This window comes from Kineococcus vitellinus (assembly GCF_009906315.1).
GTDB classification, from domain to species: Bacteria; Actinomycetota; Actinomycetes; order Actinomycetales; family Kineococcaceae; genus Kineococcus; species Kineococcus vitellinus.
On record NZ_JAAALL010000097.1, the window covers coordinates 1 to 13934 of the forward strand.

Consider the following 13934-nt stretch of genomic DNA (forward strand, 5'->3'; position numbering starts at 1 on the left):
CGCCACCGCCGGGGGGGCGCCGCTGCCGCCGCCGCTGGCGGGACCGCGGTTCTCCTCCTACCGGCCCGAGGAGGTGAGCTGGCTGCTCACCGACCTCTCGGACGTGGAGCTGGAGGCGCCCGCGGAGGAGCGCGAGGAGGCCGTCCAGAGCGGCGGCGCGCACTACGCGGAGTCCCTGCCGGTGGAGTACCAGCCCGACGAGCAGTACCAGCGGCTGTTCACCGAGGCGCTGCAGCGCACCGCCCGCCGCGTCGCGCTCGGGGTGGGGGTCGTCGCCGAGCTGCTGCGCGCCGAGCGCGGCGAGGACCTGCTGCTGGCCTCGCTGGCCCGCGCCGGCACGCCCGTGGGGATCCTGCTGCGCCGCTGGGCGCTGCGCTCGGGGCTGCGCTGGCCGCACGTGGCCGTCTCCATCGTGCGCGGCCGCGGCATCGACGAGGTGGCGCTGCGCTGGATCGCCGCCCACCACGACCCGGCGAAGGTCGTCTTCGTCGACGGCTGGACGGGCAAGGGCGCCATCGCGCGGGAGCTGTCCGCGGCGCTGGCCGCCGGCGCGGTCCGCGGCTTCAGCGACGACCTGGCGGTCCTGGCCGACCCCGGCCGGTGCGTGCGCACCTTCGGCACCCGCGAGGACTACCTGATCCCCTCTGCCTGCCTGAACTCAACGGTCTCCGGGCTCGTCAGCCGCACCGTGCTCAACGACCGGCTGCTGGCGCCGGGGCGGTTCCACGGCGCGAAGTTCTACGCGGACCTGGCCGGCTCCGACGTCTCCGGGGTGTTCCTGGACGCCGTCAGCGGCTGGTTCGACGACGTCGCCGCCGAGGTGCCCGCCGCGCTGGAGGCCGTGCGCGGCGCCGAGCGCGCGGCGAGCTTCTCCGGCTGGGCGCAGGTGGAGCGGATCAGCGAGCACTACGGCATCGGCGACGTGAACCTCGTCAAGCCCGGGGTGGGGGAGACGACGCGGGTGCTGCTGCGGCGGGTGCCGTGGCGGGTGCTGGTGCGCCCCGAGGCGGAGCTGGCCGACCCCGGCGACCTCGCGCACGTGCGCCTGCTCGCCGGGCAGCGCGGCGTCCCCGTCGAGGAGGTCCCCGGCCTGGCCTACGCCGCGGTGGGGCTGATCCACCCCCGCTTCACCCGCGGCGCCACCGGCGCCGACGGCCGGGCGGTCTGATGGGCCGCCTGCTCGCGGCCAGCGACCTGGACCAGACGCTGGTGTTCTCCGCCCGCTCCGCGCTCGCCGACGTCGAGCGGCTGGTGGCGGTGGAGGAGTACGAGGGCCGCACGATCTCCTGGGTCACCCCGCCGGCCTGGCGGGTGCTCGGCGACCTCGTCGCCTCCGGCTGGTTCCTGCCGGTGACCACCCGCACCCCCGAGCAGTACCGGCGCATCCGCTGGCCGCAGCGGCCCCCGCGGCACGCGGTGTGCGCCAACGGCGGGGTGCTGCTCGTCGACGGCGCCCCCGACGCGGGCTGGTCGGCGCGGGTGCGCTCGCGGCTCGCGGGCTGCGCGCCGCTGGCCGACGTCCACGCCCGCCTGCAGCAGCTGGCCGCCGAGCTGCTCACCGCCGCGCCCGGCTCGCAGGAACCGGCCGTCCGGGTGGTCCCGGACCTGTTCGGCTACGTCGTGCTGCGCGAGGGCCAGCGCCCGCAGCTGGAGGGGCCGCGCCTGGGGGAGCTGGTGGCGCTGCTGGACGGCTGGGGGTACGGGGTCTCCCTGCAGGGGCGCAAGCTCTACGCGGTGCCGCGGCCGCTGACGAAGTCCGCGGCCGTCGCCGAGGTCGTCGAGCGCCGCGGCGCGGACGGCTTCGTGGCGGCGGGCGACTCGCTGCTCGACGTGGACCTGCTCGTGGCCGCCGACCGGGCCCGCCGCCCGCGCCACGGCGAGCTGCTGCGCACCGGCTGGGAGCACCCGGGCGCCGAGCTGACCACCGCCGCGGGGGCCGCCGCCGGCGAGGAGATCGCCCGCTGGCTGCTGGCCTCGGTCACCTGAGCCGCTGCGGCCCGCCGCCGGGAGGGCACTAGCCTCGACCGGCACGAGCACGACGAGCACCACGGGCACGCCCATCACGACGAGCACCGCGACGCAGACGGAGGAGGAACCCGGTGGATGCCGCACGCCGGTGGGCGGACGAGGCCGTGCGCGAGCTGGTGGCCGACGCCACCCGCAGCGCCGACACCCACCTGCTGCGCTTCCCGCTGCCGAGCTCGTGGGGGATCGACCTGTACGTCAAGGACGAGTCCTCGCACCCGACCGGCTCGCTGAAGCACCGGCTGGCGCGCTCGCTGTTCCTCTACGGCCTCGTCGGCGGGCGCATCCGGGAGGGCGGCACGGTCGTGGAGGCCTCCAGCGGGTCCACGGCCGTCTCCGAGGCGTACTTCGCGCGGCTGCTGGGCCTGGAGTTCGTCGCCGTCGTGCCCTCCTCCACCAGCAGGCGCAAGGTCGAGCTCATCGAGGCCTCCGGGGGCCGCTGCGAGCTCGTCGACGCGGCCGCCGGCATCGGCGCGGCCGCCCGGGAGCTGGCCGCGCGCCGCGGCGGCTACTACCTGGACCAGTTCGGCCTGGCCTCCATCGCCACCGACTGGCGCGGCAACAACAACATCGCCTGCTCGATCTTCGAGCAGCTGGCCGACGAGCGCCACCCCGTGCCCTCGTGGGTGGTCGTGGGCGCCGGCACCGGTGGCACCAGCGCCACCATCGCGCGCTACTGCCGCTACACCCGCCGCCCGACCCGCATCGCGGTCGGCGACCCCGAGGGGTCGGTGTACGCGCAGGCGTGGCGCACCGGCCGCCGCGACCTGGTCGGCCCGGGCTCGCGCATCGAGGGCATCGGGCGCCCGGCCGTGGAGGACTCCTTCCTGCCCGAGGTCGTCGACGAGGTGCTCGCCGTGCGCGACGGCGCCTCCGTGGCGGCCATGCACGCGGTCTCCGCGGTGCTGGGCATCGCCCCCGGCCCCTCGACGGGGACCAACCTCGTCGCCGCGCTGCACGTGGTGGCGCGCATGCGGGCCGCCGGGGAGCGCGGCAGCGTCGTGACGCTGCTGTGCGACCGCGGCGACCGCTACCGCGACAGCTACTACGACGACGCGTGGGTGCGCGAGCGGGGGATCTCGCCGGAGCCCCACCGCGACGCCGTCGAGGAGGCCCTGGCGACGGGGCGCTGCGAAGGGCTGCTCGTGGAGGGCGAGCCCGCCTGAGCGGCCGGGGCGCTCAGCGGGGGGCCGCGCTCAGAAGGAGTGCTCGGGCCCGGGGAAGCTGCCCGCGCGCACCTCGTCGGCGTAGCTGCGGGCCGCCTGCGCCAGGGCGCCGCGCACGTCGGCGAACCTCTTCACGAAGCGGCCGGTGCGCTCGCTGAGACCGGCGAAGTCCTGCCAGACCAGCACCTGGGCGTCGCAGCCCGGTCCGGCGCCGATGCCCACGGTGGGCACGGCCAGGCTCGCGGTGACCTGCGCGGCCACGTCGGCGGGGACCATCTCCAGCACCACGCTGAACGCGCCCGCCTCGGCGACGGCGCGCGCGTCGGCCACCAGGCGCGCGGCGTCCTCGCCGCGGCCCTGCACCCGGTAGCCGCCGAGGGCGTGCTCGCTCTGCGGGGTGAAGCCGACGTGCGCCATGACGGGGATGCCCGCGTCGACGACGGCCCGCACCCGGGCGGCGCTGCGCACCCCGCCCTCCAGCTTCACCGCGTGCGCGCCGCCCTCCTTCATCAGCCGCACCGCGGAGGCCACCGCCAGCTCGTCGGAGGCCTCGTAGGAGCCGAAGGGCAGGTCGGCCACGACGAGGGCGTGCGGGGCGCCGGCCACGACGGCGCGCACCAGCGGCAGCAGGTGCTCCAGGGTCAGCGGCAGCGTCGTCGGCATCCCGAACACCGTGTTGGCCGCGGAGTCGCCCACGAGCAGCACGGGGATGCCCGCCTCGTCGAAGACCGCGGCCGTCAGCGCGTCGTAGCTGGTGAGCATCGCCCACCGGGTGCCCGCGTCCTTCCACTGCTGCAGGTGGTGCACGCGGGTGCGCCGGCGCGGCGCGGGGGCCTCGGTGGCGTAGCTCACCTGTCGACCTCGTCGGCCGGTCCGCTGTTGTGCTCGGTCAGCGGGGGCGCCAGCGGCTCGCTGGCGGCGGGCTCGCGCCAGCGGCTGGTGATGGGCAGGCGGCGGTCGCGGCCGAAGGCCTTGAAGGTGATCTTCGGGCCCGGCGCGAACTGGCGGCGCTTCCACTCCGCGCGGTCCACGAGGGTGACCACGGAGTCGACGAGGGTGCCGTCGAAGCCCTCGGCGAGCATCTCGGCGCGGCCCCTGTCGCCCTCGACGTAGTCCTCCAGGATCGCGTCGAGCACCTCGTAGGGCGGCAGCGAGTCCTGGTCGGTCTGGTCGGGGCGCAGCTCCGCCGACGGCGGCTTGGTGATGGTGCTCTCCGGGATCGGCGGCTGCTCCCCCCGCGCGGCCGCGTCGGCGTTGCGCCAGCGCGACAGCTCCCACACCAGCGTCTTGGGCACGTCCTTGAGCGGGGCGTACCCGCCGACGGAGTCGCCGTACAGCGTGGAGTAGCCCACGGCCAGCTCGCTCTTGTTGCTCGTGGCCAGGGTGAGGTGGCCCTCCTGGTTGGCCAGGCCCATGATCGTCGTGCCGCGCACCCGCGCCTGCAGGTTCTCCTCGGCGACCCCCTGCAGCGGCACGGTGGCCAGGAAGGCGTCGACCATCGGGGCGATCGCGTACTGGCGGTACTCGAAGCCGCAGCGGCGCGCGAGCTCCTCGGCGTCGTCGCGCGAGTGCTGCGAGGAGTACCCCGAGGGCAGCGAGATGCCGACGACGTTCTCGGCGCCGATCGCGTCGCAGGCCAGCGAGGCCACGAGCGCGGAGTCGATGCCGCCGGAGACGGCGACGACGACCGAGCGGAAGCCGTTCTTGCGCACGTAGTCGCGCAGCCCCAGCACGATCGCGGCGTGCACGTCGGCGACGTCGGGCAGCGGTTCGTGCACCTGGCCCGCGCGCGCGGGGTAGGCCGGCACCGCCTCCTCGGTGACGGTGACCCGGTGCACGCGGTCCTCCCAGCCGGGCGTCGTCACCCCCGCCGGCAGGTCCAGGTCGGTGACCACGAGCGACTCGCGGAACTGCGGGCCGCGGGCCAGCACCGCCCCGTCGGCGGCCACCACGAGGGAGTCGCCGTCGAAGACCAGCTCGTCCTGGCCGCCGACGGCGTTGACGTAGGCGATGGGGCAGCTGGCCTCGGCGGACCGGCGGGCCACCAGCTCCAGGCGCACGTCGTCCTTGTTGCGCTCGTAGGGGGAGGCGTTGAGGACCGCCAGGAGCCCGGCGCCGGCGTCGCCGGCCATCTGCACCGGCCCGCCGTCCTGCCACAGGTCCTCGCAGATCGCCACGGCCACGTCGACGCCGTGCACCCGCACCACGAGCAGGTCGTCGCCGGGCACGAAGATGCGGTACTCGTCGAAGACGCCGTAGTTGGGCAGGTGGTGCTTGGCGTAGCGGCCCACGACGCGCCCGCGGTGCAGCACGGCGGCGCAGTTCTGCGGCAGCCCGCGCGGGCGCCCCACCCCCGCCGCCCCCGTCGCCGGGCCCGGCGCCCCCGGCTCGGCCTCCAGCCGGTCCACGTAGCCGACGACCACGACGAGCTCGCCGTGCCCGTCGTCGGCGATCTCGGCCGCCAGCCGGCCCAGCGCCCGCTTGGAGGCGTCGACGAAGGACGTGCGCAGCGCGAGGTCCTCCACGGGGTAGCCGGTGACGGCGGTCTCGGGGAAGAGCACCAGGTGCGCGCCGTCCTCGGCCGCGCGGCGCGCCCACCCCCGCAGCGCGCGCACGTTGCCGTCGAGGTCGCCGACCGTCGTGTCGACCTGGGCCATGGCCACCCGGAGCTGAGGCATGGGGCCAGCCTAGTGAGCCGGTGCCCGCCGACCCGCCGCGGTCCGGCCGCCACCGGCGCCGGCGCGTGCGCGATGATGCACCCCGGGGCCGGGCGAGCACCGCCGACGGCCCGGCGAGCGAGCGACGGGAAGGCTGCCATGGACCGCCAGCAGGAGTTCGTGCTGCGGACGCTGGAGGAGCGGGACATCCGCTTCGTCCGGCTCTGGTTCACCGACGTCATCGGCACGTTGAAGTCGGTGGCGATCGCGCCCGCCGAGCTGGAGGGGGCCTTCGGCGAGGGCATCGGCTTCGACGGCTCCGCCATCGAGGGCCTCTCGCGCGTGTCGGAGTCCGACATGCTGCTCAAGCCGGAGCCGTCGACCTTCCAGGTGCTGCCCTGGCGCACCAGCGACGAGCACCAGGGCACCGCCCGCATCTTCTGCGACATCCTCACCCCGGACGGGCAGCCGGCCCGCTCGGACCCGCGCCACGTCCTCAAGCGGGCCCTGGACCGGGCCGCGCAGCACGGCTACACCTTCTACACGCACCCCGAGATCGAGTTCTACCTCTTCAAGGGCCCGCTGCAGCGCGGTGCCGTGCCCGAGCCGGTCGACTACGTCGGCTACTTCGACAACCACCCCGGCGGCACGACGACCGACTTCCGCCGCGAGGCGATCTCGGTGCTGGAGAGCATGGGCATCTCGGTGGAGTTCAGCCACCACGAGGGCGGCCCGGGGCAGAACGAGATCGACCTGCGCTACGCGGACGCGCTGACGACGGCCGACAACATCATGACCTTCCGCACCGTGCTCAAGGAGGTCGCCGGCGAGCAGGGCCTGTACGCCAGCTTCATGCCCAAGCCGCTGGCGGGCGAGCCCGGCTCCGGCATGCACACCCACCTGTCGCTGTTCGACGGCGACGCCAACGCCTTCTGGGAGGCCGGCGCGGAGTACCAGCTCTCGCGCACCGGCCGGCAGTTCATCGCCGGCATCCTGCGCCACGCCGCGGAGATCACCGCCGTCACCAACCAGTTCGTCAACTCCTACAAGCGGTTGTGGTCCGGCGGCGAGGCCCCCAGCTACATCTGCTGGGGCCACAACAACCGCTCCGCGCTGGTGCGCATCCCGATGTACAAGCCCAGCAAGGGCCAGTCGGTGCGCATCGAGTACCGCGCGCTGGACTCCGCGGCCAACCCCTACCTGGCGTTCGCGCTGCTGCTCACCGCCGGGCTCAAGGGCATCGAGGAGGGCTACGACCTGCCCGACGGCGCCGAGGACGACGTGTGGTCGCTGACCGACGCCGAGCGCCGCGCCATGGGCATCGAGCCGCTGCCGCAGAGCCTGGAGCACGCCGTCGGCATCATGGAGCGCTCGGAGCTGGTGGCCGAGGCCCTCGGCGAGGGGGTGTTCGACTTCTTCCTGCGCAACAAGCGCCAGGAGTGGAGCGACTACCGCGCCCAGGTGACGCCGTTCGAGCTGCAGCGGTACCTGCCGCTGCTGTGAGGCACCGGTGAGCCCAGGACCGGCGGCCGGCCGCCGCGCCAGCGCCGCCGCGCAGCTGGTGCGGGCCGGTTCCACCGACCCCGAGCGCGCGCTGCGCCTGCTGCGCGACCCGGCGCTGGCGGGGGTCGTGCGCGGCGACGGCGAGCACGAGTTCACCGACGCCACGGCCGGCCTGGTGCGTGCGCTGGGGCGCACCGCCGACCCGGACCAGGCCCTGCTCGGCCTGGTCCGGTGGGCGGAGTCGCTCACCGCGGGCCTGGACCGCGACGCCGACCCCGCTCAGGCGCAGGCGGCCGCGGTGGCCCTGGACCTGCTGCGCGCCGGCGACGTGGCGCAGGTGGTGGGCACCCGCGCCCGCCTGCTGGCCGTCCTCGGCGGCTCGCTGGCGCTGGCCGACCACCTGGTGCGCCACCCCCGGCACTGGACGGTGCTCGCCGCGGCGGTCCCGCCCGACCCCGGCGAGCTGCGCGCCGAGCTGCTGGCCGCCGTGGGCGCCGACCCCGCCGACCCCGTCCCGGTGGCCACCACCGGGCGCGGCGGGCTCCCCCCCGCCGACGCGCTGCGGGTGGCCTACCGCCGCCGCCTGGTCGGCCTCGCCGGCCGCGACCTGGCCGCCGCCGACCCCACCACGCTGCTGCACGTCACCTCCGCCGAGCTGGCCGACCTGGCCGCGGCCGCCCTCGAGGCGGCCCTGGCCGTCGCCCGCTCGGAGCTGCCCGGGCACGGCCCCGGCTCCTGGCGCAGCTGCCGGCTGGCGGTCATCGGCATGGGCAAGACCGGCGGGCGGGAGCTGAACTACCTCTCCGACGTCGACGTCGTCTACGTCGCCGAGCCCGCCGACGGCGCCGACGAGGCGGACGCGATCGCCGCCGCCACCCGCCTCGCCGCGGGCCTGCAGCGCGTCTGCTCCACCCCCACGGCCGAGGGCTCCCTGTGGGAGGTCGACGCCGCGCTGCGCCCCGAGGGCAAGGCCGGCCCGCTGGTGCGCACGCTCGCCAGCCACGTGGAGTACTACCGGCGCTGGGCCAAGACGTGGGAGTTCCAGGCGCTGCTGAAGGCCCGCCCCGTCGCCGGCGACGCCGCGCTGGGCCGCTCCTACGTGCAGGCCATCGCCCCGATGGTCTGGAGCGCCAGCGAGCGCGAGCGCTTCGTGGCCGACGTGCAGGGCATGCGCCGGCGCGTGGAGTCCCTCATCCCCAGCCGCGAGGCCGACCGCCAGCTCAAGCTCGGCGTCGGGGGCCTGCGCGACGTGGAGTTCAGCATCCAGCTGCTGCAGATGGTCCACGGCCGCAGCGACGAGCGGCTGCGGCACAGCGCGAACACCCTGGAGGCCCTGGACGGCCTGGCCGCCTACGGCTACGTCGGGCGCCACGACGCGGGCGAGCTGGACCACGACTACCGGCTGCTGCGCTCCCTGGAGCACCGCATCCAGGTGCAGCGGCTGCGGCGCACCCACGTGCTGCCCACCGGCGAGGCCGACCTGCGCCGGCTCGGGCGCAGCCTCGGCCTGCGCGGCGACCCGGTCGCCGCCCTGGAGGAGGTCTGGCGCGGCACCCGCCGGGACGTGCGCCGCCTGCACGAGAAGCTCTTCTACCGCCCCCTGCTGACCGCCGTCTCGCAGCTGTCGGCCGCCGACGCCCGCATCGACGCGCAGCTGAGCCCCGCGGCCGCCCGCGAGCGCCTGGCCGCCCTGGGCTACCGCGACCCCGCGGGCGCGCTGCGCCACCTGGCCTCGCTGACCTCGGGGGTCAGCCGGCGCGCGAGCATCCAGCGCACCCTGCTGCCGGTCATGCTCGGCTGGTTCGCCGACGGCGCCGACCCCGACGCCGGGCTGCTGGCCTTCCGGCAGGTCTCCGAGGCCCTCGCCGGCACCCAGTGGTTCCTCACCATGCTGCGCGACGCCGGCGCCGCCGCCGAGCGGCTGGCCTACGTCCTGTCCGCCGCCCGGCTGCCGGTGGAGCTGCTGCGCCGCTCCCCGGAGGCGGTGGCCGTCTTCGCCGACGACGAGCGCCTGGCCCCCTACGACGTCGCCGAGGTCATGGCCGACGCGGAGGCCGCCGCCCGCCGCCGCGACGACGTCGCCTCGGCCGTCATGGCCGCCCGCGGGGTCCGCCGCCGCGAGCTGTTCCGCACCGTCGTCGCCGACCTCGTCGGCGTGCGCGACCTGGCCGGCGTCGGGCGCGCGCTGGCCGACGCCGACCAGGCGCTGCTGGAGGTGGGGCTGGCGGCGAGCGCGCGCGAGGTCGAGCGCCGCCGCGGCGCCGCGCTGCCCACCCGCGTGCTCGTCGTCGGCATGGGCCGCCTCGGCGGGCAGGAGAGCGGCTACGGCAGCGACGCGGACGTGCTCCTCGTGCACGACCCGCTACCGGGTGCGGACGAGACGCAGGCCCAGCAGGCGGCCACCGAGGTCGTGGCCGAGCTGCGCCGCCAGCTGTCCGCCGCCGGTCCCGAGCCGGGGCTGGAGGTGGACGCCGACCTGCGCCCGGAGGGCCGCAACGGCCCGCTGGTGCGCTCGCTGGCCGGCTACCGCGCCTACTACGAGCGCTGGGCGCAGCCCTGGGAGGCGCAGGCGCTGCTGCGCGCGCGCCCCGTCGCCGGGGACGCCGACCTGGGGGAGGCGTTCCTGCACCTGGTGGACCCGCTGCGCTGGCCCGAGCGGGGGCTGTCCGAGGCCGACGTGCGCGAGGTGCGGCGCATCAAGGCGCGCGTGGAGGCCGAGCGGCTGCCGCGCGGCGCGGACCCGCAGCGCCACCTCAAGCTGGGGCGCGGCGGCACCTCGGACGTGGAGTGGACCGTGCAGCTGCTGCAGCTGCAGCACGCCGGCGAGCACGAGGGCCTGCGCACCACCTCCACCCCGGCGGCGCTGACGGCGGCGGTGCGCGCGGGGCTGCTGGCGCCCGACGACGCGGAGGTGCTCCTGCAGGCCTGGGACCTGGCCTCGCGCGCGCGCAACGCCGTCACCCTGTGGCGCGGCAAGCCCGGGGACTCGCTGCCGACCCAGGTGCGCGACCTCGACGGCGTGGCCCGGCTGTTCGGCTTCGAGCCCGGCAGCTCGCAGGAGTTCGAGGAGCTGTACCTGCGCACCACCCGCCGCTGCCGGGCCGTCGTCGAGCGCGTCTTCTACGGCCGCTGATCAGCCCGCCCGCAGCAGCGGGACGACGTCGGCGGTGAACTGGCTCAGGAAGCGCGACTGGTCCTGCCCGGGGGCGTGGAAGACCAGGTGGGTGAACCCGGCGTCGACGTACTGCTGCACGGCGGCGGCGACCTCGGCCGGGTCGGAGGCCACGATCCAGCGCTTGGCGACCTGCTCGACGGGCAGCTCGTCGGCCAGCCGCGCCATCTCCACCGGGTCGTGCACGCCCGCCTTCTGCTCCGGCGTCAGCGACAGCGGCGCCCAGAAGCGGGTGTTCTCCAGCGCCCTGGCGGGGTCCTCGTCGAAGGACAGCTTGATCTCGATGGTCCGGTCGATCTGCGACTCGCTGCGCCCGGAGGCCTCCAGCCCCTCCCGCAGCGCCGGCAGCAGCGTCTGCGAGTACAGGTCCATGCCCTTGCCGGAGGTGCAGATGTAGCCGTCACCGGCGCGGCCGGCGTACTTGGTGACGCCGGGGCCGCCGCCGGCCACGTAGATCGGCACCGGCTGCGCGGGCCGGTCGTACACGGTCGCGTCGTGCAGGCGGTAGAACTCGCCCTCGAAGGTGACGCGCTCCTCGCTCCACAGCCTCCTGATGAGGCGCACGGCCTCGCGCAGCCGGGCGAAGCGCTCCTTGACCTCGGGGAAGTCCACGCCCACCGCGGTCTCGTTGAGCGCCTCGCCCGTGCCGATGCCCAGGATCGCGCGGCCGGGCGCCAGGCAGCCCAGGGTGGCGAACGCCTGGGCGACCACCGCCGGGTTGTAGCGCAGGGTGGGGGTCAGCACGCTCGTGCCCAGCTGCACCCGCGACGTCTTGGCCGCCACCCACGGCAGCCACACCAGCGCCGCGGGGGCGTGGCCGTCCACGTGCCGCCAGGGCTGGAAGTGGTCGGAGATCCACACCGAGTCCAGGCCCTGCTCCTCGGCCTGCACCGCGAAGTCGGCCAGCTCGCCGGGGGCGAACTGCTCCGCCGACGCCTTGTAGCCCAGCCTCAGCGGCTGCCCGTGGGTGTCCACGCTCTCGCTCACCGTGTCCCGCCTCTCCTCGTGCCTCGGAGGGCCAACCTAACCGCCCCGCGGGGGCGCCCTTCCCGCCGGGACCCGGGTGCGGTAGAAGAGCGGCACCCCCGGTGCCGCCCGGCCCCGGCCGAACCCGTGGAGCACCGTGGACCCCTCCGTCGAGATCGTCGAGTTCACCCCGACGCCCGAGCAGTACGCCTGGACCTTCGGCGGCGCCGCGCCCGTGATGGCGGTGCGGCCGGGCACGGCGCTGCGGCTGTGGAGCGACGACGCGTTCTGCGGCCGGCTGCGCAGCACCGCCGACCTGCCCAGCGCCTCGCTGCGGATGCCGTTCGTCAACCCGCAGACGGGACCGTTCTTCGTGGAGGGGGCGCAGCCGGGGGACACCCTCGTGCTGCACCTGGCGGAGCTGACCCCCGCCCGCGACTGGGGGGCCTCCTCCCTCATCCCGTTCTTCGGCGGGCTCACGAGCACCGACCGCACGGCGACCCTGCAGCCGCCGCTGCCGGAGCGCACCTGGATCTACGCCCTGGACCGGGCGGCCGGCACGGTGGCCTTCGAGAGCTCCGACGGCGCCTTCACCCACCCGCTGCCGCTGGAACCCATGCTCGGCACGGTCGGCGTGGCCCCCGCGGCGGGGGAGGTGCGCGCGGCCCTGGTGCCGGACGTCTTCGGCGGCAACATGGACACCCCCGAGATGAGGGCCGGCACGACCGTCTACCTGCGCGTCAACGTCGAGGGGGCGCTGTTCTCCCTGGGCGACGGGCACTACCGCCAGGGCGAGGGGGAGTCCTGCGGCACGGCCGTCGAGGGCGCCATGACGAGCCTCGTGCTCGTCGACCTCATCAAGGGCTCCGCCTCCGGCGGCGGTCCGGCGTGGCCGCGCCTGGAGAGCGACGAGCACTGGAGCGTCGTGGGCTCGGCCCGCCCGCTGGAGGACGCCTGGCGCGCCGGGCAGGTCGACGCCGTCCGCTGGCTGCAGCAGCTGCACGACCTCGACGAGCTCGACGCCTACCAGCTGCTCTCGCAGGTCAGCGAGGTGCCGCTGGCGAACGCGGTGGACGTCAACTACAGCGTGACCACGAAGCTGCCCAAGCGGCTGCTGCCGGCCGCCAGCGCCTACCAGGGCACGCACGAGCGCCTGCGCGCGCTCGCGCGCGGCTGAGGGGGCGCGGTGGACCTGCAGCTGGAGGGTGCGAAGGTCCTCGTCAGCGGCGGCACGCGCGGCATCGGCGCGGCCGTCGTCGCGGAGTTCCTCGCCGAGGGCGCCGACGTGTCGCTGTGCGCGCGCACGGCCGCCGACGTGGAGGCCGCGGTGGCCGCGGCGCACGGACCGGGCCGCCTCAGCGGCCGGGCGCTCGACGTCTCCGACCGCGAGGCGGTCACCGCCTGGGTCGACGCCGCCGCCGCCGAGATGGGCGGCCTGGACGCCGTGGTCGCCAACGTCAGCGCCATCGCCGCCGCCCCCGACCTGGAGTCGTGGCGGTTGTCGCTGGACGTCGACCTCATGGGCACCGTCGCGCTCGTCGACGCCGCCCTGCCGCACCTGCGCCGCAGCGGTGGCGGCTCGATCGTCACCATCGGCAGCGTGTCCGGGCGCGAGGTCGACGCCTTCGCCGGCCCCTACGGCACGGTGAAGGCCGCGCTCGTCGCCTACACGCAGGGGCTGGCCCACCAGCTGGCGGGCGAGGGGATCCGGGCCAACACCGTCTCCCCGGGCAACACGTGGTTCCCCGGCGGCGTGTGGGACCTCACCGAGCGCAACGACCCGGAGTTCTTCGCCGAGGCGCTCGCGCTCAACCCCACGGGCCGGATGGCCACCCCGGAGGAGGTCGCCCGCCCGGTGGTGTTCCTCTCCAGCCCGGCCGCCAGCTTCGTCTCCGGCACCAACCTGCTCGTCGACGGGGCGCTGACCCGCGGGGTGCAGCTGTGAGCCTCAGGCGCCGCCCGTGAAGCGGACCTCGCCGACGGCCGTGCGGTCGAAGGCGCGCCCGGCGCCGGGCGCGCTGACACCGGTGAGCGTGAGGTCGACCCGGGTCGCCTCGACGGGCGGCACCGGCACGCTCTGCAGCTCGCGCACGCCGTCGGCGAGGTCCTGGTGCACCGTCGTGGTGCCCGCGGGCCCGGTGAACGCCCAGGTGACCGCGAGCACGCGGCGCCCCTGCGGGTAGCGGTCGGTGCCGTCGTGCGGGTCGACCTTGGCCATCCCGTTGACCAGCCCGACCTCGTCGATGCGCACCTGCCGGGCGAAGGTGAACGTCAGCGTCAGCCCGCCGGCGTCGCCCTCGGTGCGCCAGGCCGTCGCCGGGTCCCCGTCGAGCAGGTTGGCGGCCGCGTAGGAGGTCGTGCGCCCCCCGGCGTCGGTGCTGTCGGGGGAGGTGGCGGGGACCCGCACCTCGGCGGGCACAAGCACGCCGGTGGAGCGGGTGGCGG

General features: G+C 75.9%; 11 protein-coding genes. 7 read left to right on the top strand and 4 right to left on the bottom strand.

The window, feature by feature from the left end:
* From GTQ99_RS10565 to GTQ99_RS10575, 3 genes are all read left to right on the top strand, one after another.
* On the top strand, nucleotides 1–1168 hold a 1168-nt coding region (locus GTQ99_RS10565), incomplete at its 5' end, for a cysteine protease StiP family protein (protein ID WP_338074902.1).
* On the top strand, nucleotides 1168–1986 hold the full coding sequence (locus GTQ99_RS10570; RefSeq protein WP_166615694.1) for an HAD family hydrolase: 819 nt from the start codon (nucleotides 1168–1170) through the stop codon (nucleotides 1984–1986). The genes GTQ99_RS10565 and GTQ99_RS10570, both read left to right, overlap by 1 nt.
* A 113-nt stretch (nucleotides 1987–2099) precedes the next feature.
* Nucleotides 2100–3191 carry a pyridoxal-phosphate dependent enzyme gene (locus GTQ99_RS10575; protein ID WP_166615695.1) on the top strand — a complete coding sequence of 364 codons (1092 nt, stop codon included), beginning with the start codon at nucleotides 2100–2102 and terminating at the stop codon, nucleotides 3189–3191.
* Nucleotides 3192–3221: 30 nt separating this feature from the next.
* Here GTQ99_RS10575 and panB read toward each other — a convergent pair whose 3' ends face one another.
* Together panB and GTQ99_RS10585 are read right to left on the bottom strand one after the other, a co-directional pair.
* Nucleotides 3222–4043 carry a 3-methyl-2-oxobutanoate hydroxymethyltransferase gene (gene panB / locus GTQ99_RS10580; RefSeq protein ID WP_166615696.1) on the bottom strand — a complete coding sequence of 274 codons (822 nt, stop codon included), beginning with the start codon at nucleotides 4041–4043 and terminating at the stop codon, nucleotides 3222–3224.
* Nucleotides 4040–5869 carry an NAD+ synthase gene (locus GTQ99_RS10585; protein ID WP_166615697.1) on the bottom strand — a complete coding sequence of 610 codons (1830 nt, stop codon included), beginning with the start codon at nucleotides 5867–5869 and terminating at the stop codon, nucleotides 4040–4042. Before GTQ99_RS10585 ends, panB begins: the two co-directional genes overlap by 4 nt.
* 138 nt (nucleotides 5870–6007) lie before the next feature.
* Here GTQ99_RS10585 and GTQ99_RS10590 point away from each other — a divergent pair, with 138 nt between their 5' ends.
* Nucleotides 6008–7351 carry a glutamine synthetase family protein gene (locus GTQ99_RS10590; RefSeq protein ID WP_166615698.1) on the top strand — a complete coding sequence of 448 codons (1344 nt, stop codon included), beginning with the start codon at nucleotides 6008–6010 and terminating at the stop codon, nucleotides 7349–7351.
* A gap of 7 nt (nucleotides 7352–7358) precedes the next feature.
* Nucleotides 7359–10484: a bifunctional [glutamine synthetase] adenylyltransferase/[glutamine synthetase]-adenylyl-L-tyrosine phosphorylase gene (locus GTQ99_RS10595; RefSeq protein WP_166615699.1), complete on the top strand. Its 3126-nt coding sequence runs from the start codon at nucleotides 7359–7361 to the stop codon at nucleotides 10482–10484.
* Here GTQ99_RS10595 and fgd read toward each other — a convergent pair whose 3' ends face one another.
* Complete coding sequence (gene fgd, locus GTQ99_RS10600) at nucleotides 10485–11510, bottom strand: glucose-6-phosphate dehydrogenase (coenzyme-F420) (protein WP_338074903.1); 1026 nt, start codon at nucleotides 11508–11510, stop codon at nucleotides 10485–10487.
* 136 nt (nucleotides 11511–11646) lie between these two features.
* On the opposite strand from fgd, the gene GTQ99_RS10605 reads away from it, so the two are divergent.
* Together GTQ99_RS10605 and GTQ99_RS10610 are read left to right on the top strand one after the other, a co-directional pair.
* The gene (locus tag GTQ99_RS10605) at nucleotides 11647–12666 is read left to right on the top strand and encodes an acetamidase/formamidase family protein (protein ID WP_338074904.1); all 1020 of its coding nucleotides are present in this window, start codon (nucleotides 11647–11649) and stop codon (nucleotides 12664–12666) included.
* A 9-nt stretch (nucleotides 12667–12675) separates the two neighbouring features.
* Nucleotides 12676–13434 carry an SDR family oxidoreductase gene (locus tag GTQ99_RS10610; protein ID WP_166615700.1) on the top strand — a complete coding sequence of 253 codons (759 nt, stop codon included), beginning with the start codon at nucleotides 12676–12678 and terminating at the stop codon, nucleotides 13432–13434.
* A 3-nt stretch (nucleotides 13435–13437) separates the two neighbouring features.
* On the opposite strand, the gene GTQ99_RS10615 is transcribed toward GTQ99_RS10610, so the two are convergent.
* Nucleotides 13438–13934: discoidin domain-containing protein (locus tag GTQ99_RS10615; protein WP_205707206.1), on the bottom strand; the 497-nt coding region annotated here is incomplete at its 5' end.

Excerpts from the sequence above, each read along its gene's own strand:
- GTQ99_RS10585 (WP_166615697.1), bottom strand. The coding sequence starts at position 5,869 with ATGCCTCAGCTCCGGGTGGCCATGGCCCAGGTCGACACGACGGTCGGC.
- GTQ99_RS10590 (WP_166615698.1), top strand. The coding sequence starts at position 6,008 with ATGGACCGCCAGCAGGAGTTCGTGCTGCGGACGCTGGAGGAGCGGGAC.
- GTQ99_RS10570 (WP_166615694.1), top strand. The coding sequence starts at position 1,168 with ATGGGCCGCCTGCTCGCGGCCAGCGACCTGGACCAGACGCTGGTGTTC.